Raw genomic sequence first — 23,792 nt, forward strand, 5'->3', positions numbered from 1 at the left:
CCCCGCACCTGTCAAGACCGACGACCTCGGGCGGGTGGCGTCTGCGACGTCACCCGCACCGGGTCGGTCCCGCCGGCTGAGTGACCGCTGGCTCGCCGTCACCTTCGTCTCCCCCGCGCTCCTGCTGTTGCTCGGCATGTCGGTGTTCCCGTTGCTGTGGGCGTTGTACCTGTCCTTCACCGACTACTCGGCCACCCGCGGGGGGCCCGCCGACTTCATCGGGTTCGGGAACTACACCGCCATCCTGACGTCGGCGCAGGTCCACCAGAGAGCCCTGACGACGCTGATCTACGTGGTCGGCGCTGTCGGCCTGCAGACCGTGCTCGGCTTCGCCATCGCCTACCTGATCTCACGGCGTACGCGCGGGCGAGGACTGCTGACCACCGTGTTCCTCATTCCGATGATGCTGTCGCCGGTCGTGGTCGGGCTGTTCTGGCGATTCATGCTCGACGCGCAGTTCGGCGTGGTCAACAGCATGCTCGGGTCGCTCGGCCTGGGGCAGGTGGAGTGGCTCACCCGGCAGCGGACGGCACTGGTCTCCCTGATCGTGGTCGACACCTGGCAGTGGACGCCGTTCATCATGCTCATCGCGCTCGCGGGCCTCAGCGCGGTTCCGAAGTACCTGTACGAGGCCGCCTCGATCGACCGGGCGTCCGAGTGGTTCCGCTTCCGCACCATCACTCTTCCGCTGGTGTGGCCGCTGCTGCTCATTGCCGTGATGTTCCGGGGTATCGAAGCGTTCCGGCTGTTCGACCTCGTCTACATCCTCACCAACGGGGGCCCGGGCGTCTCCACCGAGACGTTGTCGTTCCACGTCTACAAGGTCGCGTTCCTGGGCTTCAACACCGGAACCGCCTCGGCGTACGGGATCCTCATGGTCCTCGTCGTCATCGTCCTCTCGCAGTTGTACCTGCGTTACCTGAACAAGCTCAAGGAGGGCTGATGGCCGTCTCCGTCGACGAGGCCGTGTCCACAGGTCCTGCCCCGGATCACACGCCCTCCACTCGCCGCCGCAGCGGCCGGGGTCGCTCCGTGCTGGAGGTCGCGCTGCTGACCGCGCTGGCCGTCGTGATGCTCTTCCCGGTGCTGTGGATGATCGAGACGTCCATCAAGGACAACCGGGACGTGTACGCCATCCCGGCGAAGTTCTTCGACTTCAAGGTCACCCTGGACCATTACAGGGACGTGTTCGTCGCCTCCGACAGTGGCCGTCAGCCCGTGTCCGTCTCGTTCCTCAACTCCGTCGTGGTCGCCGGGGTCTCGACGCTGCTGGCCACCGTGCTGGGGGTGCCGGCGGCCTGGGCCTACTCACGCCTCGCCGTGAAGGCCAAGAAGGACCAACTGTTCTTCATCCTGTCCACCCGCTTCATGCCGCCCGTGGTGGTCGTGATTCCGATCTTCCTCATGTACCGGGAGGTCGACCTCACCGACACCAAGATCGGCCTGATTCTCATCTACACCGCGTTCAACGTCCCGTTCACGATCTGGATGATGAAGGGGTTCGTCGACGAGGTGCCCGCCGAGTACGAGGATGCCGCCATGCTCGACGGCTGGACCCGATTCCAGGCGTTCCGAAAGTTCACCCTTCCCCTGCTCGTGCCCGGCATAGCCGCGACGGCGGTCTTCGCACTCATCTTCTCGTGGAACGAGTTCGTGTTCGCCATCTTCCTCACCTCCAGTGAGAATGTGCAGACAGCTCCGCCCGCCATCGCCGGCCTCATCGGCGGCACCACCACCGACTGGGGTCTCGTGGCCGCCGCCTCGGTCGTGTTCGCCCTACCGGTGCTCGTCTTCGCGTACCTGGTGCGCAAACACCTCATCGCCGGTGTGACGCTCGGGGCGGTGCGACGCTGATGGCGGGCATCGAGGTGACCAGCCTGCACAAGCGCTACCCGGACGGCACGGTCGCGGTCGACCACGTCGACCTGTCCATCAAGGACGGCGAGCTGTTCGTGATGCTCGGCCCCTCTGGTTGCGGTAAGACGACCACGCTGCGGGCCATCGCCGGCCTGGAGAGGCAGACGAGCGGCGACATCCGCATCGGTGACACGCTGGTCAACGACCTGCCGCCGGCCGAGCGCGACATCGCCATGGTGTTCCAGTTCTACGCTCTCTACCCGCACCTGAAGACCCGCGACAACCTGGCGTTCCCACTGCGGGCCGAGGGACTGCCCAAGGAGGAGGTGCAGGAGCGGGTCGCCGAGGCCGCCCGGCTGATGCGGCTCGGACCGCTCCTGGACCGGCGACCGCGCCAGCTGTCCGGCGGGGAGCAGCAGCGCGTCGCGCTCGCTCGCGCCCTGGTGCGACGACCGCGCGCATTCCTCATGGACGAACCCCTCACCAATCTGGACGCGGAACTGAGGGCGGACATGCGCACGGAGATCAAGCACCTGCAGGGAGAAATGGGGGCGACGATGGTCTACGTCACCCATGACCAGGTCGAGGCGATGTCGCTCGGTCACCGGATCGCCATCCTCAACAAGGGCCGCGTCGAGCAGATCGGCACGCCACTCGAGGTCTACGACCGTCCGGCGAGTCTGTTCTGCGCCGCCTTCATCGGCTCCCCGCCGATGAACCTCATCGAGGTCGAGGTGGCCGACGGGAAGCTTCGCGGTCAGGGCGGGCTGGTCCTCACGCCGCCGGCGGATCTGCCGCGCGACCGTGACCTGGTTGCCGGCGTCCGACCGGAGGCGCTGGAGGTCACCGCACCGGGGGCGGAACACTCGGTCCCGGCCCGCGTGGTCTCGGCGGAATGGCTGGGCGACGAGATCATCTACGTGGTCGACCACAACGGCCAGCGCGACGTGCGGGTTCGGATGCCACCGACCGTCCGTTTCGACGCCGACGCGACGGTCGGGCTGCGACACACCGGCGGAACCCCGGCCGTCTACGACCTGCGCACGGAAGAACTGGTGGCCTGATGGGAACCGTGGCAGCGAGTGGGCTGCGCAAGTCCTTCGGCAAGGTCCAGGCCCTGGACGGGGTGACGCTGGACGTACCGGACGGTTCGTTCTTCGTGGTGCTCGGGCCCTCCGGGGCGGGCAAGACGACGACGCTGCGCGCGATCGCCGGCCTGGAGAAGCTCGACGCCGGGTCGGTGCGTCTGGACGGCAGGGACGCGACCGGTGACGCTCCGGCCGCACGCGACCTGGCCATGGTCTTCCAGAACTACGCCCTCTACCCGCGGCACACGGTGTACGAGAACATCGCCTCGCCGCTGCGGGCACGCCGCTGTTCGTCGGGCGAGATCGCCACCGCAGTCGAGCGGATGTCGAGCCTGCTGCACATCGAGCGTCTGCTGCAACGTCGTCCCGCACAACTGTCGGGCGGTGAGATGCAGCGTGTGGCCCTGGCCCGGGCACTGGTCCGCAGCCCGCGCGCGTTCCTCATGGACGAACCGCTGACGAACCTCGACCTCAAGCTCCGCGTCGAGATGCGCACCGAGCTCACCCGCATCCACCGCAGCCTCGGAACGACCTTCGTCTACGTGACCAACGACCAGGTCGAGGCCCTGTCCATGGCCGACCAGGTAGCGGTCCTCAAGGACGGGACCGTGCAACAGGTCGGGACACCGACCGAGGTGTACGAACGTCCGGCCAACCAGTGGGTCGCCGGATTCGTCGGGAGTCCCCCGATCAGCCTGCTCGCCTGCCGCGCCGAGGGTGATCGTCTGGTCGGTGCGGGCGGCTGGACGCTGCCGCGGCCCCGCTGGACCACGGCTGAGGACGGCCGTGCGCTGCTGCTGGGCGTGCGGGCGGAGGACCTGTCCGTCGAGCAGCGTGGGGACGCCTCGTTGTCGGGCGAGCTCTACGGGCTCGAACCGCTCGGTGACCGCACGGTGGTCGACGTCCGAGTGGGGACGGAGATCCTCAAGGTGAAGGCACGACCCACCGTCACCGGTACGCCGGGCGAACGGCTGCAGGTCACCGTCGACCTGGACCGTGCGCACCTGTTCGACGCGGACACCGGGCTGTCGCTGTCCGCGGCCGGGCGTTAGCCGCCCTGGGCGGCGACGGCACGCTACGCCCGCCGGTGGCCCGGAAAGGCGGCCGGTGGGCGGGGCGTCGCCCTGCCCACCATCAAGAAGATCACCAGGAGGCGGCGCAATGAGTGACCCGATGGACGTCCTGGCCCCCGAGCACCGGCGGCTCCGGATCGGCGACGCCTGGCGCGACGCCGAGAGCGGAGCCACCTTCGCGGTCGAGGACCCGGCCACCGGCAAGACCATCGCCGAGGTGGCCGACGCCGACGTCGTCGACGGGCTCGCGGCTCTGGACGCGGCGAGCAAGGCAATGGCCGAGTGGGCTGCCACCCCGCCGCGGAAACGGTCGGAGTTGTTGACAGCGACGTACCGGGCACTGACCGAGCGATCCGAGCAGATCGCCCGGCTGATAACGCTCGAGATGGGCAAGCCGCTCGCCGAGGCTCGGGCGGAGGTGGCCTACGGCGCCGAGTTCTTCCGCTGGTTCGCCGAGGAGGCGGTGCGCGTCGAGGGGCGCTACAGCGTCGCTCCCGCAGGCGGATACCGGATCCTCACCGTGCCGAAGCCGGTCGGACCGTGCGTCTTCGTGACGCCCTGGAACTTCCCGTTGGCCATGGGCGCCCGCAAGATCGCCCCCGCGTTGGCCGCGGGCTGCACGACGGTCACCAAGCCGGCGGGCCAGACGCCACTCACCATGCTGTTGCTGGCCCGCGTCATGGAGGAGGTCGGCGTCCCCCCGGGCGTCGTCAACGTGGTGACCACCAGGCGTTCCGGCGCTGTGGTCTCCGCACTGCTCGCCGACGGTCGGACCCGCAAGCTCTCGTTCACCGGGTCGACCGAGGTCGGGCGCGTACTGCTGCGACAGGCTGCGGACAATGTGCTGCGTACCTCGATGGAACTGGGTGGCAACGCGGCCCTGATCGTGTGTGCGGACGCCGACCTGGACGTCGCTGTCGACGGTGCCATGGTGGCCAAGATGCGCAACATCGGGGAGTCCTGCATCGCGGCCAACCGGATCTACGTCGAGGAGCCGGTGCGGGAGGAGTTCACGGCGCGCTTCGCCGAGCGGATGGCCGCGCTGTCGGTGGGCCACGGTCTCGACGACGGCGTGGACGTCGGGGCGTTGATCGACGAGGCCTCGGTCACCACGATCGCCGAACTGGTCGCCGACGCGGTCGATCGCGGTGCCCGGGTCCTGGTGGGGGGCGAGCGTCCGGACGGGCCGGGCCACTTCTACCCGCCCACCGTCCTCGTCGACGTACCCGAGGACGCGCGGATGCTGGAGACGGAGATCTTCGGCCCGGTGGCGCCGATCATCTCGTTCACGTCCGACGACGAGGTGATCGCGAAGGCCAACGACACCGAGCACGGCCTGGTCGGATACGTCTTCACCCGGGACCTCCAGCGGGCGCTCCGGTTCACCGAAGGGCTGGAGACGGGGATGGTCGGGGTCAACCGCGGTCTCATATCGGACCCGTCCGCCCCGTTCGGAGGCGTCAAGCAGTCCGGGATCGGTAAGGAGGGGTCGCACGAGGGCATCCTCGAATACCTCGACGTCACCTACGCGGCGATCGACCTGCCATGACCGGCCTGTTGCTCCGGGCGTCCGCCCAGCACATCACCGCCGACGTTCCGAAAGAGGCACCGACATGCTTGAGACCGTCCGCGGACCACGCCAGCTGATCGTGGGCGAAGGGGTCGCGCAGAACATCCCACGGGTGGTGGCCGAGAGTGGGTCGCGCGTCCTCATCGTGACCGACCAGGTTCTTCTGGGGCAGCCGGGCGTGGCCGACATCGTTGCCGCCGTGCGGGAGAAGGTCGCTGTGGTCGGGGTGTTCTGCGACGCGACCCCGGACGTGCCACTCACCGACGTCGACCTTGCCGTCTCGGCCGCCGCCGAGGTGGACGCCGACGTGATCCTCGCCATCGGGGGTGGCACGGTGATCGACCTCGCCAAGATCGTCGGCGTCATCCGACGCCACGGTGGGACGCCGCGCGACTTCTACGGCGAGTCGAAGGTCCCCGGGCCGACGATGCCGCTCGTCGCGGTCCCGACGACGTCCGGCACCGGCTCCGAGCTCACACCCGTGTCGGTGTTGACCGACCCGGACCGCGAGCTGAAGGTGGGGGTGTCCAGCGTCCACATCGTGCCCGACTTCGCGATCGTCGACCCGGAACTCACGTACACCTGCCCGGCGACCGTCACCGCCCACTCCGGCATCGACGCGTTCTGCCACGCGGTGGAGAGCTACACCGCGCGACCCCGGCCCCACGGACCGCGCGACCCGGTGGAGCAGGTCTTCCTCGGCCGCAACCCGATCACCGACCACTACGCGCTCCTGGCCGCCGAGCGGATCGCCCGTAGCCTGCGACGTGCGGTCAGGGACGGAGGCGACACGGACGCCCGGGCGGACATGTCCTACGGGTCGATGCTCGCCGGGCTCGCCTTCTCCCACGCGGGCAACGCGGCCCCGCACGCTCTCCAGTACCCCATCGGCGCAGCCACCCACACGCCGCACGGCCTGGGCGTCGGGTTGCTCCTGCCCTACGCGCTGGAGGCGGCCAAAGACGCCATCGGCGACCGGTTGGCAGTGCTTGCCGGGGTGTGCGGTCTCGACGTGGCCGGCGCCTCGGATGCCGAGGCCGCGGACACGTTCCTCACCTGGCTCGACGGGCTCCTCGCCGACATCGGTATCCCTCCCACGCTGGCGGACATCGGCGTGGCACGGGCCGACCTTCCGCGCTTCGCGGAGATGGCCAGTGGCGTCACCCGCCTGATCCAGAACCATCCAGGCCCGACCGACACCGCCAGCCTGACGGCAATCCTCGACGCGGCCTGGACCGGAGACCGGACCCGACGCGTGCTGTCCTGACGTCGAGCAGAGGTGGTGACCGGCGCGCGGTGACGCCTCGGCGCAGCGGGAAGCCCGACGTCGCGTACCTCCGTGGTGTCGGCCACTACAGTGGCCCCTCATGACCGTACGTCCGCCTCTTGCCGAACAATTCGATCTGCAACCGCACCCCGAAGGTGGGTGGTTCCGGGAAACCTATCGGTCCGCTGTCACGTTCGAGCCCGACGGCTACCCGGGCCGCCGTGCCGCCGCGACGGCGATCCTCTTCCTTCTGGAGCCGGGTGACGAGTCGGCCTGGCACACCGTGCGGTCGGACGAGATCTGGTTCTGGCACTCGGGCGGACCGCTGGCGCTGACCGTCGGCAGGGGCAGTCGACCCACGATCCTGAGTGCCGAGTGCCCGCAGGTCCTGGTCCCGGCAGGCGAGTGGCAGTCGGCGACACCGGCGGGCGACACGCACGTACTCGTCAGTTGCGTGGTGAGCCCGGGCTTCGACTTCGCCGACTTCACCATGCCGTGAGCGCCTGCCCGGACGTGCGCTGAGCGCGCCGCATCCACGAGCATCGGCCTCCTCACGCAGGAGAACGGTGCCACCGGAGGGGGTCGTCCTCCAACGCGGAACGGTCCCAGTTCCCGAGATCGGCGGCGGCCTCGTACGTGGTGCGGAGGAACTCGGCCACCGCGCGGTCCGGGTCCGGTGCGGCACGGGCGGCCTCGTAGGGCAGGAGGAACTGCTGGAACTCGGCGCTGTAGTACGCGCCGTCAGGACCGACCTGCCGCTCGGCGAACCCGTCCGGTGCCGGATAGGCGTACGAGTAGAAGGCGCCTTCCTCGCCGCCGCCGGGCCAGAATCCGCAGCTGGACAGTTCGCGGGAGTAGCCCTCGACCATGACCCAGTCCCCGCAGTTGGGCACGCCCCCGGGGTGTGGCGGGGCCGACCGGCCGGAGAAGCGGGTGCAGGCGAGATCCATCCCGCCCCAGAAGAAGTGCACCGGGCTGACCTTGCCCACGAAATGCGACCGGAACTCGCCGATCACCCGATTCGCCTGCAACAACTGTCGCCAGAACAGTGCGGCCGCGTCTGCGTCGTAGGAGGCGTGCTCGTGGTCCTCGGCGAACGGGATCGCCGGGTCGACCTCGTTGGGGTACGGCCGGATCGGTGCCTCGATCCCGAGTTCGTCGAGCATGGCCATGATCCGCGAGTAGAACTCGGCGACCGGCATGGGCCGGAGCGCGAGGCTCCGCGCGCCGCCGTCGCTGGTGCGTACGTCGAGCCGATGGCCGATGAAGTCGAACTCGATCTCGAAGACTCCCGTGCCGTACGGGATGGCGGACGTCGTCAACCCGCGTGGGCTCACGTACAGGCTCACCTGCCACCAGTGGTTGAGAAACGGAGCGTGCGCCATGCGGATCTTGCCGACGATCTGGGTCCACATGTGCACCGTGTCGCGGGTGGCGGTCCAGTCCGAGACCCGCAGGCTCGGCCATGTCGTCGTCGTCAGGCTCGTCATCGCTACTCACATCCTTGGTGCTGTCACCAGCGGGTGACAAATGTCGTTGTCGTGGCCGGTCGCCGCGTCAGCGGTACTCCGGGTTGGCGGCGTCCGAATGAACTCCTGCCTCCCACGCCGTGCGCTGGTTGCCGTAGGCCGGGAATCCACCGGTGCGGCGCATCATCGACGCGAGGTGGAGCAGGTTGTAGGTCATGAACGCGGTATTGCGGTTGGTGAAGTCGTTCTCCGGCCCGCCGGAGCCCTCGTCGAGGTAGGACGGCCCGGGGCCGACCTCGCCGAGCCAACCCGCGTCCGCCTGCGGCGGGACGGCGAAGCCGATGTGCTGCAGGCTGTAGAGGATGCTCATCGCGCAGTGCTTCAGGCCATCCTCGTTGCCGGTGAGCAGGCAGCCCGCGACCCGACCGTAGTAAGCGTACTGGCCCTGCTCGTTGAGCACGCCGGAGTAGCCGTAGAGCCGCTCGATCACCCGACGGGTTACCGAACTGTTGTCGCCGAGCCAGATCGGCCCGGCGATGACCAGGATGTCGGCTGCGAGCACCCGGGTCAGCAGCGCGGGCCACTCGTCGGTGTCCGCCCCGTACTCGGTCATGTCGGGTCGGACACCGGTGGCGATGTCGTGGTCGACGGCGCGAATCTGGTCCACGGCGACCCCGTTCGCCTCCATGATCGCCACACTGCGATCGACGACCCCCTGGGTGTGGCTACGCGCGGGGGAACGATTCAGGGTGCAGTTGATGTACATCGCTCGCAAACCGGTGAAATCGGGCTTCTCGATCGCCGACGCGGTCATGGGCGGGTCCTTCCTGGTTGTCGGTCGCGCCCTCGGCCTGCCGGTCGGCTCAGCGACCGTCGCACCCTGGCAGGGTCCGACGAAGCACCGTCCAACTCCCGAGCGCGACGGCGCATCCGTTGGATCACTGTGGCGAGTGTCGTAGGTCGCGACCTGCGCCGAATCGGCTGGCGAACAGGTCGGCCACGGCGGGCTGGACCAGCGCCTACGCGCTGAGCGCCCGCGAGACCGCCGCGATCGACGCGGGTGTGACGCGGCAATCGTGCGGTAACGACCCCAGTATTCGGCGCTCAACTGCGAACGAACAGTGACACCACGTCACACGTGATCGTGACACCACGCCACTGGCACCTCGGGCGCGTCCCCGCTGGCATGAGGGACGCGCGCCCGTCGTGAATAGGACGGGCCGGCCGGTTGGGGGGCACCTCGACCACGGGCCTTCGTGGGGCTCGGGCCACGACGCACCGCGTTGACCCGGCAGCACCCCGTAGTTAGCGTTAACAAGCCCGTCCAGTTTGGAGTGATGTCCGTCCCGGCCAAGGAGGATCAATTGCGACTGCGACAGCCAAGACCACGTCCCGGACCACGTCGGAAGGGTAGAGGTGTCGCGGTCCTGGCACTGGGTGCGCTTCTCTCGGTCTCGATTGCGGCACCGCCCGCGTACGCTGCCGAGGAGCCGCTCACCGAAGGCCTCGTGCACCACTTCGCCCTCGACGAGACCAGCGGGACGACGTTGGTCAACTCGGGTAGCGCGGGTGCGGCGGCGAACGCCACCCTCGTGAATCCCGAGAAGGCGGCCTTGACCGGCGAGGGAGTCAGGTTCAACCCCGACTCCTACGAGAGCGCCCTCGACGGCGCGTACGTGGCGCTGCCGAACGACATCACCGCCGGCATGTCCAACCTCACCGTGGACTACGACGTGTGGGTCGACCCGGCGAACGTCGGCGAGCACCAGATGTGGGGTTTCGGCCGTAAGTCCGGCTCGTGTGACGTCGACACCGGCGCCGAGGGCTCCATCTTCGCGTCGAACACCCAGCGATTCCGTGTCGCGGTGGGTCCGACGAACCTCCAACAGAACCGGGTCCGCATGCTCGAGGGAGCGTGGACCCATGTCACCTACACCCAGTCGTTGAACTCGGACGGAGCGAGCTGGACCGGCAGGGTCTACCTCGACGGTGTGCTGCACGCGACGTCGACGAACCTGACCACGGCGCCGTCGGTGAACGCCGCGGGGACCAACTGCAACTTCCTCGGTCGCTCGCAGACATCGGGCCACTACTCGTTCCGCGGAACGATCCGGGACTTCCGGGTGTACGACCGGGCGGTGAGCCTCGACGAGACGCTCGCCCTGGCGGAGAAGACGGTCTCCGACGGCGTTCACTCCGATGCCGCGGCCCTCGACCTCGGCCGGACCAGTGCTGCCGTACGCGACCTCGTCCTGCCCAAGGTGGGCTCCGTGGCGGGCTCGACCATCACGTGGACGAGTTCGGACCCGTCGGTCGTCGAGGTCAACATTCCGCCGGCCGTACCCAGCGCGCGCAAGGTCGCGGTGACCGGCAGGATCACCCGGCCCGCCCAGGGACAGCCCGACGCGACAGCCACGCTCACGGCGACTGTCCGCAAGGGCTCCCAGCAGGTCGTCACACGGGAGATCCCCGTGGTGGTGAAGGCCGAGTTCGACGATGCGCAGGCTGTCGACCGGGACGCCTTCGACCTGACAGTCGACGCCACCGACGGCGTGCGCGGCAACCTCGACCTCGCCGCCGAGGGCGAGTTCGGATCCACCATCACCTGGAAGTCGACCACCAGCCTCGTCACCCCGACGGGCGAGGTCACCCGCCCGGCCTTCGGCCGTACGGATGTCGCCGCCACCCTGACGGCGACCATCACCAAGGGTAAGGCGTCGCAGAAGAAGTCGTTCCCGGTGACCATCGCCGCCATGCCGCGCTCGGAGGAGTACGAGCGGTACTTCATGGGGTACTTCAAGGGAGAGGGAATCGCCGACGGCGAGCAGATCATGTTCGCCACGTCCAACGGAAACACCGCCCTGGACTGGACCGGTCTGACCGGAGGACGACCGTCACTCATCTCCCAACTGGGCGACCAGGGGCTTCGTGACCCGCACATCGTCCGCTCCCCCGACGGCGACACGTTCTACATGATCGCCACCGACCTGAACTGGTACGACCAGGGCGGGTACGCCATCAACGACACCCAGTACATCGAGGTGTTCGAGTCGCACGACCTGGTGAACTGGACCCCGCAGCGGCACGTGAAGGTCGCGCCCGACAACGCGGGCAACGCCTTCGCACCGGAGTCGCTGTGGGTCGAGGAGCTCGGCGCCTACGTCGTGTTCTGGGCCCAGTCGTTGTGGAACGACCCCGTGAACCGCACGGGTCAGGGCAACGCGCAGATGTGGTACGCCACGACGCGGGACTTCAAGACGTTCTCCGCTCCGCAGGTATGGCAGGATCCGGCCCCGTTGTCGCGCATCGACACGACAGCGATCCGGGTCGGTGACCACTACTACCGGGTGACCAAGAACGAGGCCGGCAACCAGGGCTCGGACATCTTCTCGGAGAAGCACACCGACTTCCTGGACAGCGACATCGACAACTGGACGTTGGTCGCGCCGGCTCTGGGGCGCACGACGTGGGTCGCCAACCAGGGGTACGAGGGACCTGTCATCTTCAAGGCCAACCCCGGTGACACTGCCTGCCCCGGCCAGTTCTACCTCTGGGGCGACCGGTACACGAACGGTGGCGGGTACCAGGCCGCGTGTCACGAGAACATCGAGGCGCCGACGTGGAACGCCAAGGCGATCACGATGACGAACGCGGGTGTCGTCCGTCCGCGTCACGGCACCGTGATCCCGCTGACCGTCCGCGAGTGGAACGACATCCGCGGAATCCCGAACAGCGACGTCACGACCACCACCAAGGTGGCCGTCGAACCGTACGCGGGCGGGGCGCAGACGACCACTGCCACCGTGACGGTCGCGGCAGCCGACGGGTTCGAGACCGGCGGTCAGGTACGGGTCAGCATCGGCTCGTGGTCGACGCTCGCCTACCTGAGCGACGGTGCGGCCACCGTCACGCTGCCGACGGGTCTGCCCGCGGGTGCCCGGTCGGTCAAGGCCGAGTACCTCGGCTTCGACTACCTGAAGGCGTCGGAGGGTACGGCGTCGTTCGAGGTGCCCTCCGGACCGGCCGCCGTCAAGGTCAAGGCGAAGGCCACGCCGGCGTCGGTTGTCCGCGGGGACACGTTCAGGTTGACCGTGACCGTCGGGTCGGCCGGCGGGCCGAAGCAGCACGCTCCGACCCCGACCGGCGAGGTCACCGTCACCTTCGGTGGCGCCGTGCAGGTCGTGCCACTGGCCCACGGTAAGGCGGTCGTCGACCTGCAGACCGCCGATCTGCGGCCTGGGGCCTACCGGGTCCACGTCGCCTACTCCGGCAACCCGACCTACCAGCCCCACGCCGCCGACTACCAGAAGTTGACGGTGCGCAAGGAACGATAGGCACCCGAGGAGACACGCCACGGCAGTGGGCGGGCGAGCTCGAACTCGCCCGCCCACGGTGTCAGCGATGCGGCGTCGGCAGCCCCGGCTCGGCCGGCCGAGCCGCTCCACGGCCCCGGTGACGGCGGCCGATCCCCACGCCTGGGACTCGGACTGGGCCGAGCCGCGCCGCCCGGGGCCGGCTCGGCGATCGTCAGGGCAGACCGCGGCGCAGGATGTAGTTGAGGCCGAACTCCGTCTCGGTGGAGCGGACGTCGATGTAGCCGAGCCGACGGTAGAAGTCGTGCCCGGTGATGCTCGCTCCGGTTTCCATGTGGTCGTAGCCGTCCATTGCCGCCAGCCCTGCGGTCGCTGCGGGATACCGGGCGGGGCAGCGGTGATTCGCGGAATGGTCGGTAGCCCGACGATCAGCGCAGGTCGATCCCGGCATCCGGTGACGCGTACGGTCGACAGATGCCGCCCGGGACGTCCCACCGCCTGAAAACCTACTTGACACATAGGAATTGTGGGTTAGCGTCGTATCTGTGACCAGCCAACACACCCTGCTTCAGGGCACCGCAATCGCGGTGTCGCGGGGATGCTGCCGTGGCTGGACCGCCGCCAGCGGCTGCTGCCGCTGAGCCCGCTCCCCTCTCTTTACTCGCGCCGCCGGCTCGACGATGACCGGCAGCCGACTCCTCGCACCGATCGACGGTTGCTCGCCGCCACTGCGTCCACGCGCACTCGTGGCGGCGCCCACCTGTCTTCGTCAGACCAGGAGGACAGCCATGACAGTCACCGCCGAACCCGTGACCCCGGTCGACCCGCACATGTTCCGCGCTCTTCTACGCCGGCACGCCGCCGCAGTCGCGGTGATCACCGCCGCGGGCGAGCCACCGGTCGGGTTCACCGTCACGTCGCTGACGTCCGTGTCGCTACACCCGTCGCTGGTGTCGTTCTGCCTGGCCCGATCGTCGTCGAGCTGGCCGACGATCGCCGAGGCGGAGCACGTCGCCGTGCACCTGCTCGGCGAGAACCAGGAGGACGTCGCGCGGACCTTCGCGACGAGCGGCATCGACCGGTTCACCACACATCCAGCGTGGCGGTACGGGCCGCACCGCGTGCCGCTGCTGGACGAGCCGGTCGCGTGGCTCCTGTGTCGCGTCACCCAACGGGTGCCCGCGGGCGACCACGCCATCGTGATCGCCGAGCCCGTGATCGCCAGTCACAGCGACGGTGCGCCTCTGCTCTACCACATGGGGCGCTATACCGCCCTGCAACCAGCGACGAAGGAGTTGTAAGTGACCTCACCATCCCTCCTGGACCGTCGGACGATCCTGTCCGCAGCCCTCGGCGCGGTCACCCTGGGACTGACCGCCTGCGCCGGCGAGGAGACACCCGTCGCGGCGTTGGCCGCCGGCGCACCGCTGCCTGAGGCCGTGCCGAAGGGCACCAAGCTGGTCGTCGGCGACAAGGAGCACCAGAAGGCGATCGAGTTCTCCGGCGAGGCGGACAAGTTCAGCTTCGAGGTGGAATGGGCGAACATCAGCGGCGGCCCGCAGACCCTGGAGGCATTCCGCGCGAAGGCGCTGGACATCGGCTCGGTGGCGGACATCCCGCCGATCCACTCGCATTGGACCGGCATCCCCACGAAGATCGTGGCCTCGAAGTTCCGTCAGGACCCGCTCAACCACGCCATCTACCGGCTCGGCGTCGCACCCGGCCTCACGGTCGCCACCCTCGCCGACCTCCGCGGGAAGAAGATCGCGTACAGCCCGGGGCAGGCGCAGGGAGCACTGGTGCTGCGGGTGCTCCACAAGGCCGGCCTTACCAAGAAGGACGTCAAGCTGGTCGAGCTGCCGAGCACCGGGGACGTCTACAACACGGCGCTCGCCAGCCGCCAGGTCGAGGTCGCGCCGATCGGCGGGGTGCAGATCAAACGGTACGAGACCAAGTACACCCGGGACGGCGGCACGACGATCGCGCACGGCCTGCGCGACGACCCCGGTCACCTGTACGCGCCCGTCACCGTGCTCGGTGATCCGGCGAAGGCGGCGGCGATCCGCGAGTACGTGCAGGCGTGGGCGCGGGCCTGGCGGTGGCGCGAGGCCAATCCCGACGAGTGGATCGAGCGGTACTACGTCAAGGACCAGGGCCTGACCGCCGACGACGGCAGGTGGCTGGTCCAGAACGGCGGCGTGGCCGACATCCCGGTGAGTTGGACCGAGGCCATCGCCCGGCACCAGGAAACCATCGACCTGCTGGCGAAGGAGACCGGCAACAAGCCCCTGAAGGCGGAGGACCTGTACGACCGACGGTACGAGTCGGTGGGCGCCCAGGCGCTGACCTCCGGAGGTGCCCAGTGACCGCCTCGACCCTGGCCCGACCTCGGTCGAACGCCGCCGCTCCCACCGGCCGGCCGCGACGCCGGCTCAAGCCGGGCCGCCCCATCCCGTTCGGGGCGGCGATCGGTCCGACCCTGCTCCTGGCGGTGTGGGCGGCCGGCTCGGCGGCCGGCTGGATCGACAGTCGCACCCTGTCGGCGCCCTGGACCGTGGTGATCACGGCGGGTGACCTCATCGCCGACGGCCGACTACAGGACAACCTGGCCGTCTCGGCTCAACGGGCCGGCCTGGGCCTCGCCATCGGCACCGCCGTCGGCACGATCCTCGCCGTCCTCGCCGGTCTGAGCCGGTGGGGCGAGGCCATCCTCGACGGGCCGATCCAGATCAAGCGGGCCATCCCGGCGCTCGCGCTGATTCCGCTGCTCGTGCTCTGGTTCGGCATCGGCGAGGAGATGAAGGTCATCACCATCACGCTCGGCGTGTTCGTGCCCGTCTACATCCATACCCACAACGGGCTACGCACCATCGACAGCCGGTACGTCGAACTGGGCGAATCGCTCCGGCTGCGGCGTCCCGCCTTCATCCGCCGGATCGTGCTTCCCGGCGCGCTGCCCGGCTTCCTGCTCGGCATGCGGTTCGCGGTCGTCGGGGCCTGGCTGTCCCTGGTGGTCGTCGAGCAGATCAACTCGACAAGCGGCATCGGCTACATGATGGAGCTGGCCCGCCAGTACGGCCAGACCGACGTCATCATCGTCGGACTCGTGCTGTACGGCCTGCTCGGGCTGCTGTCCGACGGCGCGGTGCGGCTTGCGCAGAGGAGGGCGCTGTCGTGGCGACGCACGCTGGCGGACTGACCGCCTCCCGCGCGGTACGAGTGCAGGGCCTGGCGCGAGGATTCGGGGACCGGGTGGTCCTGGACGGATTCGACCTGGAGATCGGCACCGGCGAGTTCGTCGCGCTGCTGGGGCGCAGCGGCTCGGGCAAGAGCACCCTGCTGCGGGCGCTCGCCGGCCTGGATGGCGATGCCACGGGGTCGGGCCTGGTCGACGTACCGGAGAACTCCTCGGTCGTCTTTCAGGACGCCCGACTGCTGCCATGGCAGCGCGTGCTGGACAACGTCCTCCTCGGCCTGCGCGGGCCGGACGCCACCGAGCGCGGCCGTGCGGCCCTCGTCGAGGTCGGCCTCGCCGGGAGGGAGCGGGCCTGGCCCAATGAACTGTCCGGCGGCGAGCAGCAACGTGTGGCGCTGGCCCGAGCGCTGGTGTCCGAGCCGGAACTGCTGCTCGCCGACGAGCCGTTCGGCGCGCTGGACGCTCTGACCCGACTGCGCATGCACGCCCTGCTGCGCGAGTTGTGCGCCCGGCACCGGCCCACCGTGCTGCTCGTCACCCACGACGTCGACGAGGCCATCACGCTGGCCGACCGGGTGCTGCTGCTGGACAGCGGTCGCATCGCCGTCGACCTCGCCATCGACCTGCCCACGCCGAGGTCGTACCGGCAGCCGCAGTTCCTCGCCTACCGCGAAACCCTGCTACGGGCGCTCGGCGTCGACCCGACGGAAGGATGAGCATGCTGCACCTCAACGCGTTCCTCATGGGCGTCGGCCACCACGAGGCGGCCTGGCGGCTGCCGGAGAGCGACCCGTTCGCGCAGACCGACGTCGCGCACTTCATCCGTTTGGCCCGCATCGCCGAGCGGGGCAAGCTCGACTCGTTGTTCCTCGCCGACAGCCCGGTGCTGTGGAACAGCATCGGTCGACGGCCAGGCGGCACGCTGGAACCGACAGTGCTGCTCACCGCCCTGGCCGGCGCGACGAGCCACATCGGGCTCATCGCGACGGCGTCGACGACGTACAACGAGCCGTTCAACCTGGCCCGCCGCTTCGCGTCGCTGGACCACGTCAGCGGTGGTCGGGCCGGCTGGAACATCGTCACCACCGCCGGCGAGAAGGCGGCCCGCAACTTCAACCTGGACGACCTGCCGGCGCACCGGGACCGGTACCAGCGGGCGGCCGAATTCATCGAGGTGTCCCAGAAACTCTGGGACAGTTGGGACGACGCCGCTCCATTGGGCGACAAGGACGCCGGGCGGTGGGGCGACGACGAACTGCTCTACCCACCGGAGCACTCGGGGCGGTACTTCAAGGTGGCCGGGGCGCTCAACGTCCCCCGCTCACCCCAGGGCTATCCACTGCTGGTGCAGGCCGGGTCGTCCGAGGACGGCAAGGATCTGGCCGCCCGCTACGCGGAGGCCGTCTTCACCGCGCAGCAGACACTCGGCGAGGCGCAGGCGTTCTACCGCGACCTCAAGCGGCGTGCCGCGCAAGTCGGCCGCGACCCGGACACCATCAAGATCCTTCCGGGCATCGTGCCGGCCATCGGGGCCACCGAGACCGAGGCCCGCGCGCTGGAGGAGGAGCTGGACCGGTTGATCAAACCGGAGTACGCCCGGCAGCAGCTCGCAGCGACGTTGCGGGTCGCCCCGGAAGACCTCGACCTGGACAGGGAACTGCCCGCCGACCTGCCGAGCGAGGACGAGATCGAGGGTGCCAAGAGCCGTTACACGCTGATCGTCACCCTGGCCCGGCGTGAACGCCTGACCGTCCGCCAGCTCATCGGCAGGCTCGGCGGCGGACGCGGGCACCGGACCTTCGCCGGCACACCGGAGCAGGTCGCCGACGCCATCGAGGAGTGGCATCGCAGTGGCGCGGCCGACGGCTTCAACATCATGCCTCCCGTGCTGCCGTCCGGGCTGGAGACGTTCGTCGAGCACGTCGTGCCGATCCTGCAACGCCGCGGGTTGTTCCGCACCGAGTACACCGGGACCACTCTGCGGGAGCACTACGGGCTGGCTCGACCGACCAACCAGTTCACGCGGCAGCTCACCACCGCGTCCCGCTGACTTACCACGAAGGAGAAGTCATGGTCGAGCAACGGCCCTTCGGGCGCACCGGCGTCCGCATCAGCTCGCTGACCCTTGGTGCGATGAACTTCGGGCAACGGGGCAACCCGGACCACGAGGACGGCATCCGGATCATCCATCGGGCCCTCGACGAGGGCATCACCGCCATCGACACCGCCGACGTCTACTCCCACGGCGAGTCGGAGGAGATCGTCGGCAAGGCCCTCGCGGGCGGGCGGCGTGACGACGTCTTCCTGGCCACCAAATTTCACGGCCAGGTCGGTGACAACCCGCAGCACCGGGGCAACTCCCGTCGCTGGATCGTCCGCTCGGTCGAGAACAGCCTGCGCCGGCTGGGCACCGACTGGATCGACCTCTACCAGGCACACCGGCCGGAGCCGGAAACCGACTTCGACGAAACCCTCGGGGCGCTCACCGACCTGGTGCGCCAGGGGAAGATCCGCTACATCGGCACGTCCACGTTCGAGCCGTCGGCCATCGTCGAGGGCCAGTGGATCGCAGAGCGGCGCGGGCGGGAACGGGTCGTCAGCGAGCAGCCGCCGTACTCCATCCTGGCCCGCGGCATCGAACGCGAGGTGCTACCGGTGGCCCAGCAGTACGGGTTGGCCGTGATCCCGTGGAGCCCACTCGCCGGCGGGTGGCTCTCCGGCCGCTATCACGGCGGGCTCGGCGCCCCGATCTCCCGCCGGGCCGACCGGTTGCCGGCCCGGTTCGACCCGACAGTGCCCGCCAACGCCGCCAAGCTGACCGCCGTCGACCAGCTCGCCGCCCTCGCCGACGAGGCCGGGCTGTCCCTCATCCACCTGGCGATCGCCTTCGTCCTGGAACACCCGGCCGTCACCTCGGCGATCATCGGACCGCGCACCCTGGCCCACCTGGAGTCGCAGCTCGGCGCCGCCAAGGTGACGCTCTCCCGCGACGTGCTCGACCGCATCGACGCCATCGTCCCGCCCGGCACCACGCTGAACCCCGCCGACGCCGGCTACCAGCCGCCGTCGCTGAGCGACCCGGCGCGTCGCCGCCGCGGCGGGACGACGCCACACGTCGCCGGACCGGCCCGGTGAGCAGCCGAAGCGCGCCGTCTTCCGTCCGCTCCCACCCTTCGCACGCGAGGAGTCACCACCCCATGATGACCCTGTCGAACCGCCGCGGTTGGCGCCGCGGTGTGGCGGTCATCGCCGCCGCCGTCCTGGCGGCCGGCCTGCCCGCCGCACCGGCCTCCGCCACCACCACGACCGACACCGCTCTCGAGTGGTACGACGCCACCGCGGCCGCCGTCGCCACCGGCACCCGGCCACAGGTCACCAACAACCGCGCGTGGGCCATCAGCTGGCTCGCCGCCGCCCGCGCCACCCGCACCGCGCCCGCCGGGAACCCGCGCCACTACCGGGACGCCACGCTCGCGGCCGCCGTCCACACCGCGCTGAGCACCCTGATACCCGAGGGTGCTGCCGCGCTCGACACCGCACTGCGGACCACACTGGACCGGATCCCCGACGGGCGGGCCAAGGACCGCGGCGTGGCCATCGGCAGCGCCGAAGCACGCGCGCTGCTGGCCCAGCGGACGGACGACGGGCTCGACCCGGCGTCGGTCAATCCGGCGTATCCGAACCCCGAACCGGGCCCGGGTAACTGGCAGCCCACCCCACCGAGTTTCTCCCCCGCTCAGCAGGCCGGAACCCGTTTCGCCCGACCGTTCCTGCTCGACCGCCCGGACCGGTACCGGCCCGGTCCACCACCCGCCCTGGACTCGGAGCGCTACCGGGCAGACCTCGCCGAGGTCCGGGCGTTCGGGGCGGTGGACAGCGCCGTACGCACACCGCAGCAGACCGACACGGCGACCTTCTGGCTCGGCTCCTCTCTGACCCTCTACACCGGGATCCTGCGCGCCGCGCTCGCGCAGTCCACCGGGCCGGTCGCCGAGCGGGCGAGCCTCGTGGCCATCTTCCACGTCGCGCTCGTCGACACCCAGATCGCCACCTCCGACGCCAAGTACGCCCACCTCCGCTGGCGACCGGTCACCGCCATCCAGGCCGACGCGGGCGGTGATCCGGCCTGGACGCCGCTGCACACCACGCCCGCGCACCCGGACTACCCGAGCGGGCACAACACCTACTCCGGCGCCGCCGAGCAGGTGCTCACCGCCCTGTTCGGACCGAAGGCCCGGAAGGCGTACACCATCACCAGCCCGAGCCAGCCCGGCGCCACCCGGACCTATCGCGACTGGCAGCGACCCACCAGGGAGAACGTCGACGCCCGGGTGTGGTCGGGCATCCACACCCGTACCGCGGACGAGGCCGGCGTCCGGCTCGGCCGCGACGTGGCCGCGCACACGCTGCGCAACGCACCACGGCTGTTCCGCTGACCACATCCACCCGGGGCGGGGCGGCCATCGCCGCTCCGCCCCCGAAGCGGGGAGACCCTCTGATGAGCCTCGAGTTCCTCTGGTACATCCCGAACCAGGTCAAGCCCGGTCATCGCGGCGACGACGTCGTCGACGGCCACAACAGCCTGGACACCCTCACCCGGCAGGCGCAGGCGCTGGAGAAGCACGGGTGGGGCGGCGCGCTCATCGGGACCGGCTGGGGCCGACCGGACACCTTCACTGTGGCTACCGCCCTCGCCGCCCGGACGACCACGTTCCAGCCCTTGATCGCGATCCGACCCGGCTACTGGCGACCCGCCAACTTCGCCTCCGCCGCCGCGACACTCGACCACCTCAGCCAGGGCCGGACGCTGATCAACATCGTCTCGGGCACTGACGACCTGGCCGCGTACGGCGACGGGGAAAACGACCCGGCCCACCGCTACGCCCGCACCAAGGAGTTCCTCCAGATCGTGCGCCGGCTGTGGACCGAGGAGAGCGTCACCTACCAGGGTGAGCACTTCTCCGTCACCGGCTCGACCCTGGCACTCCGACCAGTCGTCCGCGGCGGACGTCGGCACCCCCGGCTCTACTTCGGCGGCGCCTCCCCCGCCGCCGAGGAGGTGGCCGCCACCGAGGCCGACGTCCAACTCTTCTGGGGCGAGCCACTGGACGGCGTGGCCGATCGTATCGAGCGGCTCAAGCAGCTCAGCGACAAACTGGGACGCGAGCACGCTCCGCTGGAATTCGGGCTGCGGGTCACCACGCTGGTGCGAGAGAGCACCGAACAGGCCTGGGCCGATGCCGAAGCCAAGGTCGCCGCCATGGCCAAGGGCAACGGGGCCGCACGCGACCAGACCTGGCGGACCGCCGTGGGTCAGCGACGGCTGCTCGACCTCGCCGCACGTGGAGAGGTCCTCGACGACAACCTTTACACCACCCCCGGCAAGGTCGGTGGCGGCGGGGCGGGCACCACCTGGCTCGTCGGCTCCGCCGAGGACGTGGCGAACTCGCTGCGCAAGTACCAGCGGCTCGGCATCACCCACTTCGTGCTCTCCGACACGCCCTACCTCGCCGAGATCACGCGACAGGGTGACCAGCTTCTGCCGCTGCTGCGCACCACAGCACAGCCGGTCAGCGAGCTTTCGTCTGCCGACCCAGGCACGGCAGCCGCAGGGCGGCCATGAAGCTGTCCGGTGTTGCGCGGTGGACTGGCCCGACCTCAGCGCGCCGCCCAGCACGTCGGCGCTGAGCCGCTCCTCTGGTTACGCGGTCGGGTCCCAGTCTGCGAGCCGCTCCATCGGCTCGGTGTCGCCGGTGGTCTTCAGGTCGTCGAGCGGAACCCGCGCGTAGAAGTAGAGGACCAGTTCGCTCGCTGCGCCTCGCATGGCCAGGTCGCCCGGCTCCGCGTCGGGGGCGAGGTCGTCGCAGCGGACACCGTCGGCGTTGAGGGTCAGACGCCAGGAAGGGCCCTCGGTCGTGTGCAGGTCGATTGTCGCCGGCGTGAACGGCCACGGGACGGTCGTCGCCGCGACGGTCGTCAGGAACTCGTCGACGCCCTCGACCGCGACGTCCGTCGGCAGCGGCTGGGCGGCCCCCTGGGTGAGCTGGACGTCGTAGGTGTGGACGGCGATCTCCTGGATCTGGTGCCGGGCCAGGGCTCCGCTGGTCTGCGGGGCCTGCGAGCGGCCCCACCAGGTCCAGCAGCCGCGGTCCGCGCCGGCCTCGCGCAGCGCGTCGAGCATGAGTTCGGTCGACTCGGCGAGCCAGGCGTCCAGGGCTTGGCGGTCACGGGGCGCGGTCGGGGCGCCTTTCGGGTCCGTCTTGGCCGGCGGCCCAGCGCCCGGGCCCGCCGCCACGATGGAGGCTTGACGGCGGCGACCGTCGCCGAGGTGCTGCGCCAGTTCGCGCAGCGTCCAGTCCGGGCAGGTCGGGACCGGGACGTCAAGGTCGGCAGCGGACGCGATCGCGGCGCGGAACGCGGCCGAACGGTCTTCGATCAGCCCCAGGACCTCGGGGAACTCCAACGTGTTTGGCACCCCGGCTGTGTATCACCGCGTACCGCCGTCCCGGTAGCGAATTTGTCGGGCGGACGCGTCGACGGCCGCCGTAGCGCCGGCTGCCGCGGACGTCGCGCGGCAAAGGTTTGCTGTCCACCGCAGGTGCCGGGTCAGTACGCCTGTCCGCCGAAACGCGCCCGGATGTCGCTCGGGTAGGACCCCTTCTGCCAGATGACCGAGAATCGGCCGGTCGGGCTGGACGCCGGCTGTGCGTAGCGGCCGTCGGGGGCGAGGATCTCAGCCGCCCCGAACACGCCGTCCGACCCGATCGTTCGCGCGTGCACTCGGCTGGTCGAGAAGTCCGGGCTCGGCGCCTGCCAGGTGACGAGGCCATCACCGTCGTCGTCCAGAGTGACCTTCGGCCAGTCGCCGGCACCGAGCCTGGTGACCGTGCCGAGGGCTCCGGTGCTGGAGATCGTGCGGGCGAGGACCTGCGTGCCGTCGAAAGTCCAACGGCCCCAGGTCAACACGGCGTCACCGTCGAGGTCACCGGCGAGTTCGTCGAAGAGGCTCAACTCGTGGCCGGCGGGCGACACGTTGATGACGCTGCCCAACGTGTCGGTGTGGCTGTAGTGCCGCACGCGCAGGCGAGGCGGCTCACCCGCCTTCACCCACCGGTAGCTGATCACCGCGTCGCCGTCCCGGTCCATGGCCATCGAGACGCTGGCGTACCTGATGTCGGTGCCCTGCCCGGCGATGGCGCGCAGGGCGGAGACTCCCTCCGGGCGGACTCGGCGTGCGACGACCCGTTCGTAGCTCTCCGTCCAGGCCACGAGCGCGGTCCCGGCCCGGTCGACGGCCACGACCGGCTGGTCCGCACCCACGCCCAGGGTCAACTCCGGACCGAGCGAGCTGTCCGCGCCGAAATAGCGGGCCTTCGTCGTGTACGCGCCGTCGCGGATCTCCGTCCAGGCGACCAGCGCCAGCCCTGAGGGGTCCACCGCGACGGCCGGACTGACCCCGTGCCACGTCGTGATCATCCGCAGCGGACCCAGTTCGCCGGTGGCGGACACGCGGCGGCCCGCCACGAGGCCGTCCTGCGTCCACACCACGGCGGAATCGCCGTCGTCGTCGGATGCGACAGTGGGCCAGGACGCGGACGCGCCGAGCGGCGAGAGCGTCTGGACCGGCCCCAGCACACCGTCGACCGAGGCGGTCTGGGCCTTCACCTGGTCATAGCAGCCGCTCGCGTTGTTGTCGCACCCGGCCCAGGCGAGCAACGAGTCACCCTGCCGGTCGACAGCGACGAAGGGCTGGTCCTGCCCGCTCCAACCGGCCTCCGACACGACCTGGACCGGGGACCACGTGGCCGCCAGCGCGGGTGCCGGAGCGGCGACCAGGACTGCCAACGTGCCGACCACGCCGACGGTGAGCTGTCGCACACACCGTCGGGCCGCCGAAACTCCTGCTCTGCGCACCGTCGCCCCCTCGATCGATGAACATCGTGATCCACCGCATGATGC

General features: G+C 69.9%; 21 protein-coding genes. 16 read left to right on the forward strand and 5 right to left on the reverse strand.

Going from position 1 to position 23,792, the window contains the following annotated elements; all coding sequences use genetic code 11:
- Window positions 1-34 precede the first annotated feature (34 nt).
- The 7 genes from O7631_RS26885 (at window position 35) to O7631_RS26915 (ending at window position 7,354) form a co-directional block, all read left to right on the forward strand.
- Complete coding sequence (locus O7631_RS26885) at window positions 35-943, forward strand: sugar ABC transporter permease (RefSeq protein ID WP_278146838.1); 909 nt, start codon at window positions 35-37, stop codon at window positions 941-943.
- Window positions 943-1,854, forward strand: a complete 912-nt coding sequence (locus O7631_RS26890; protein WP_278146839.1) for a carbohydrate ABC transporter permease — start codon at window positions 943-945, stop codon at window positions 1,852-1,854. The genes O7631_RS26885 and O7631_RS26890 overlap by 1 nt, the downstream gene beginning before the upstream one ends.
- Window positions 1,854-2,921: an ATP-binding cassette domain-containing protein gene (locus O7631_RS26895; protein WP_278146840.1), complete on the forward strand. Its 1,068-nt coding sequence runs from the start codon at window positions 1,854-1,856 to the stop codon at window positions 2,919-2,921. The genes O7631_RS26890 and O7631_RS26895 overlap by 1 nt, the downstream gene beginning before the upstream one ends.
- Window positions 2,921-3,997, forward strand: coding sequence for an ABC transporter ATP-binding protein (locus O7631_RS26900; protein ID WP_278146841.1), 1,077 nt, complete (start codon window positions 2,921-2,923; stop codon window positions 3,995-3,997). Before O7631_RS26895 ends, O7631_RS26900 begins: the two co-directional genes overlap by 1 nt.
- 109 nt (window positions 3,998-4,106) lie before the next feature.
- Window positions 4,107-5,567 carry an NAD-dependent succinate-semialdehyde dehydrogenase gene (locus O7631_RS26905; protein WP_278146842.1) on the forward strand — a complete coding sequence of 487 codons (1,461 nt, stop codon included), beginning with the start codon at window positions 4,107-4,109 and terminating at the stop codon, window positions 5,565-5,567.
- 64 nt (window positions 5,568-5,631) lie between these two features.
- Entirely contained in the window at window positions 5,632-6,855 is a 1,224-nt protein-coding gene (locus tag O7631_RS26910) for an iron-containing alcohol dehydrogenase (protein ID WP_278146843.1), read from the forward strand.
- 100 nt (window positions 6,856-6,955) lie between these two features.
- Window positions 6,956-7,354, forward strand: a complete 399-nt coding sequence (locus O7631_RS26915) for a cupin domain-containing protein (protein WP_278146844.1) — start codon at window positions 6,956-6,958, stop codon at window positions 7,352-7,354.
- A gap of 52 nt (window positions 7,355-7,406) precedes the next feature.
- Here O7631_RS26915 and O7631_RS26920 read toward each other — a convergent pair whose 3' ends face one another.
- Together O7631_RS26920 and O7631_RS26925 are read right to left on the reverse strand one after the other, a co-directional pair.
- The gene (locus O7631_RS26920) at window positions 7,407-8,345 is read right to left on the reverse strand and encodes a DUF5996 family protein (RefSeq protein ID WP_278146845.1); all 939 of its coding nucleotides are present in this window, start codon (window positions 8,343-8,345) and stop codon (window positions 7,407-7,409) included.
- A 67-nt stretch (window positions 8,346-8,412) separates the two neighbouring features.
- Complete coding sequence (locus O7631_RS26925; RefSeq protein ID WP_278146846.1) at window positions 8,413-9,138, reverse strand: flavodoxin family protein; 726 nt, start codon at window positions 9,136-9,138, stop codon at window positions 8,413-8,415.
- A gap of 694 nt (window positions 9,139-9,832) precedes the next feature.
- Between O7631_RS26925 and O7631_RS26930 the strand changes: the two genes are divergently transcribed.
- On the forward strand, window positions 9,833-12,658 hold the full coding sequence (locus tag O7631_RS26930; protein WP_278146847.1) for an immunoglobulin-like domain-containing protein: 2,826 nt from the start codon (window positions 9,833-9,835) through the stop codon (window positions 12,656-12,658).
- Between the two features lie 193 nt (window positions 12,659-12,851).
- Here the strand turns inward: O7631_RS26930 and O7631_RS26935 are convergent, their stop codons facing one another.
- Complete coding sequence (locus O7631_RS26935; protein ID WP_278146848.1) at window positions 12,852-12,989, reverse strand: hypothetical protein; 138 nt, start codon at window positions 12,987-12,989, stop codon at window positions 12,852-12,854.
- 436 nt (window positions 12,990-13,425) lie between these two features.
- Between O7631_RS26935 and O7631_RS26940 the strand changes: the two genes are divergently transcribed.
- The 8 genes from O7631_RS26940 to O7631_RS26975 all read left to right on the forward strand — a co-directional run bounded on the left by O7631_RS26940 (window position 13,426) and on the right by O7631_RS26975 (window position 21,456).
- Window positions 13,426-13,938 carry a flavin reductase family protein gene (locus tag O7631_RS26940; protein WP_278146849.1) on the forward strand — a complete coding sequence of 171 codons (513 nt, stop codon included), beginning with the start codon at window positions 13,426-13,428 and terminating at the stop codon, window positions 13,936-13,938.
- Window positions 13,939-15,003 (forward strand): ABC transporter substrate-binding protein, encoded by a 1,065-nt coding sequence (locus O7631_RS26945; protein ID WP_278146850.1) that lies wholly within the window; start codon window positions 13,939-13,941, stop codon window positions 15,001-15,003. It abuts the gene before it with no gap.
- Entirely contained in the window at window positions 15,000-15,836 is an 837-nt protein-coding gene (locus O7631_RS26950) for an ABC transporter permease (RefSeq protein ID WP_278146851.1), read from the forward strand. Before O7631_RS26945 ends, O7631_RS26950 begins: the two co-directional genes overlap by 4 nt.
- Window positions 15,812-16,549 carry an ABC transporter ATP-binding protein gene (locus O7631_RS26955; RefSeq protein ID WP_278146852.1) on the forward strand — a complete coding sequence of 246 codons (738 nt, stop codon included), beginning with the start codon at window positions 15,812-15,814 and terminating at the stop codon, window positions 16,547-16,549. The genes O7631_RS26950 and O7631_RS26955 overlap by 25 nt, the downstream gene beginning before the upstream one ends.
- Before the next feature lie 2 nt (window positions 16,550-16,551).
- Window positions 16,552-17,883: an LLM class flavin-dependent oxidoreductase gene (locus tag O7631_RS26960; RefSeq protein WP_278146853.1), complete on the forward strand. Its 1,332-nt coding sequence runs from the start codon at window positions 16,552-16,554 to the stop codon at window positions 17,881-17,883.
- Between the two features lie 20 nt (window positions 17,884-17,903).
- On the forward strand, window positions 17,904-18,968 hold the full coding sequence (locus O7631_RS26965) for an aldo/keto reductase (protein ID WP_278146854.1): 1,065 nt from the start codon (window positions 17,904-17,906) through the stop codon (window positions 18,966-18,968).
- A gap of 62 nt (window positions 18,969-19,030) precedes the next feature.
- A complete protein-coding gene (locus tag O7631_RS26970) occupies window positions 19,031-20,269 on the forward strand; it encodes a vanadium-dependent haloperoxidase (protein WP_278146855.1) in 1,239 nt (412 codons plus the stop codon).
- A gap of 62 nt (window positions 20,270-20,331) precedes the next feature.
- Window positions 20,332-21,456 (forward strand): LLM class flavin-dependent oxidoreductase, encoded by a 1,125-nt coding sequence (locus tag O7631_RS26975; protein ID WP_278146856.1) that lies wholly within the window; start codon window positions 20,332-20,334, stop codon window positions 21,454-21,456.
- Window positions 21,457-21,534: 78 nt separating this feature from the next.
- Here O7631_RS26975 and O7631_RS26980 read toward each other — a convergent pair whose 3' ends face one another.
- Both O7631_RS26980 and O7631_RS26985 read right to left on the reverse strand, forming a co-directional pair.
- The gene (locus O7631_RS26980) at window positions 21,535-22,308 is read right to left on the reverse strand and encodes a maleylpyruvate isomerase N-terminal domain-containing protein (protein ID WP_278146857.1); all 774 of its coding nucleotides are present in this window, start codon (window positions 22,306-22,308) and stop codon (window positions 21,535-21,537) included.
- 131 nt (window positions 22,309-22,439) lie between these two features.
- Window positions 22,440-23,747: a hypothetical protein gene (locus O7631_RS26985; RefSeq protein WP_278146858.1), complete on the reverse strand. Its 1,308-nt coding sequence runs from the start codon at window positions 23,745-23,747 to the stop codon at window positions 22,440-22,442.
- Window positions 23,748-23,792 lie beyond the last annotated feature (45 nt).

The organism is Micromonospora sp. WMMD967, from assembly GCF_029626165.1.
Classification (GTDB): Bacteria; Actinomycetota; Actinomycetes; order Mycobacteriales; family Micromonosporaceae; genus Micromonospora; species Micromonospora taraxaci.

Coding starts and splice junctions, on each gene's coding strand:
- O7631_RS26940 (WP_278146849.1), top strand. CDS start 13,426: ATGACAGTCACCGCCGAACCCGTGACCCCGGTCGACCCGCACATGTTC.
- O7631_RS26890 (WP_278146839.1), top strand. CDS start 943: ATGGCCGTCTCCGTCGACGAGGCCGTGTCCACAGGTCCTGCCCCGGAT.
- O7631_RS26905 (WP_278146842.1), top strand. CDS start 4,107: ATGAGTGACCCGATGGACGTCCTGGCCCCCGAGCACCGGCGGCTCCGG.
- O7631_RS26935 (WP_278146848.1), bottom strand. CDS start 12,989: ATGGACGGCTACGACCACATGGAAACCGGAGCGAGCATCACCGGGCAC.
- O7631_RS26970 (WP_278146855.1), top strand. CDS start 19,031: ATGATGACCCTGTCGAACCGCCGCGGTTGGCGCCGCGGTGTGGCGGTC.
- O7631_RS26925 (WP_278146846.1), bottom strand. CDS start 9,138: ATGACCGCGTCGGCGATCGAGAAGCCCGATTTCACCGGTTTGCGAGCG.
- O7631_RS26920 (WP_278146845.1), bottom strand. CDS start 8,345: ATGACGAGCCTGACGACGACGACATGGCCGAGCCTGCGGGTCTCGGAC.
- O7631_RS26975 (WP_278146856.1), top strand. CDS start 20,332: ATGAGCCTCGAGTTCCTCTGGTACATCCCGAACCAGGTCAAGCCCGGT.
- O7631_RS26965 (WP_278146854.1), top strand. CDS start 17,904: ATGGTCGAGCAACGGCCCTTCGGGCGCACCGGCGTCCGCATCAGCTCG.
- O7631_RS26910 (WP_278146843.1), top strand. CDS start 5,632: ATGCTTGAGACCGTCCGCGGACCACGCCAGCTGATCGTGGGCGAAGGG.
- O7631_RS26900 (WP_278146841.1), top strand. CDS start 2,921: ATGGGAACCGTGGCAGCGAGTGGGCTGCGCAAGTCCTTCGGCAAGGTC.
- O7631_RS26895 (WP_278146840.1), top strand. CDS start 1,854: ATGGCGGGCATCGAGGTGACCAGCCTGCACAAGCGCTACCCGGACGGC.
- O7631_RS26915 (WP_278146844.1), top strand. CDS start 6,956: ATGACCGTACGTCCGCCTCTTGCCGAACAATTCGATCTGCAACCGCAC.
- O7631_RS26960 (WP_278146853.1), top strand. CDS start 16,552: ATGCTGCACCTCAACGCGTTCCTCATGGGCGTCGGCCACCACGAGGCG.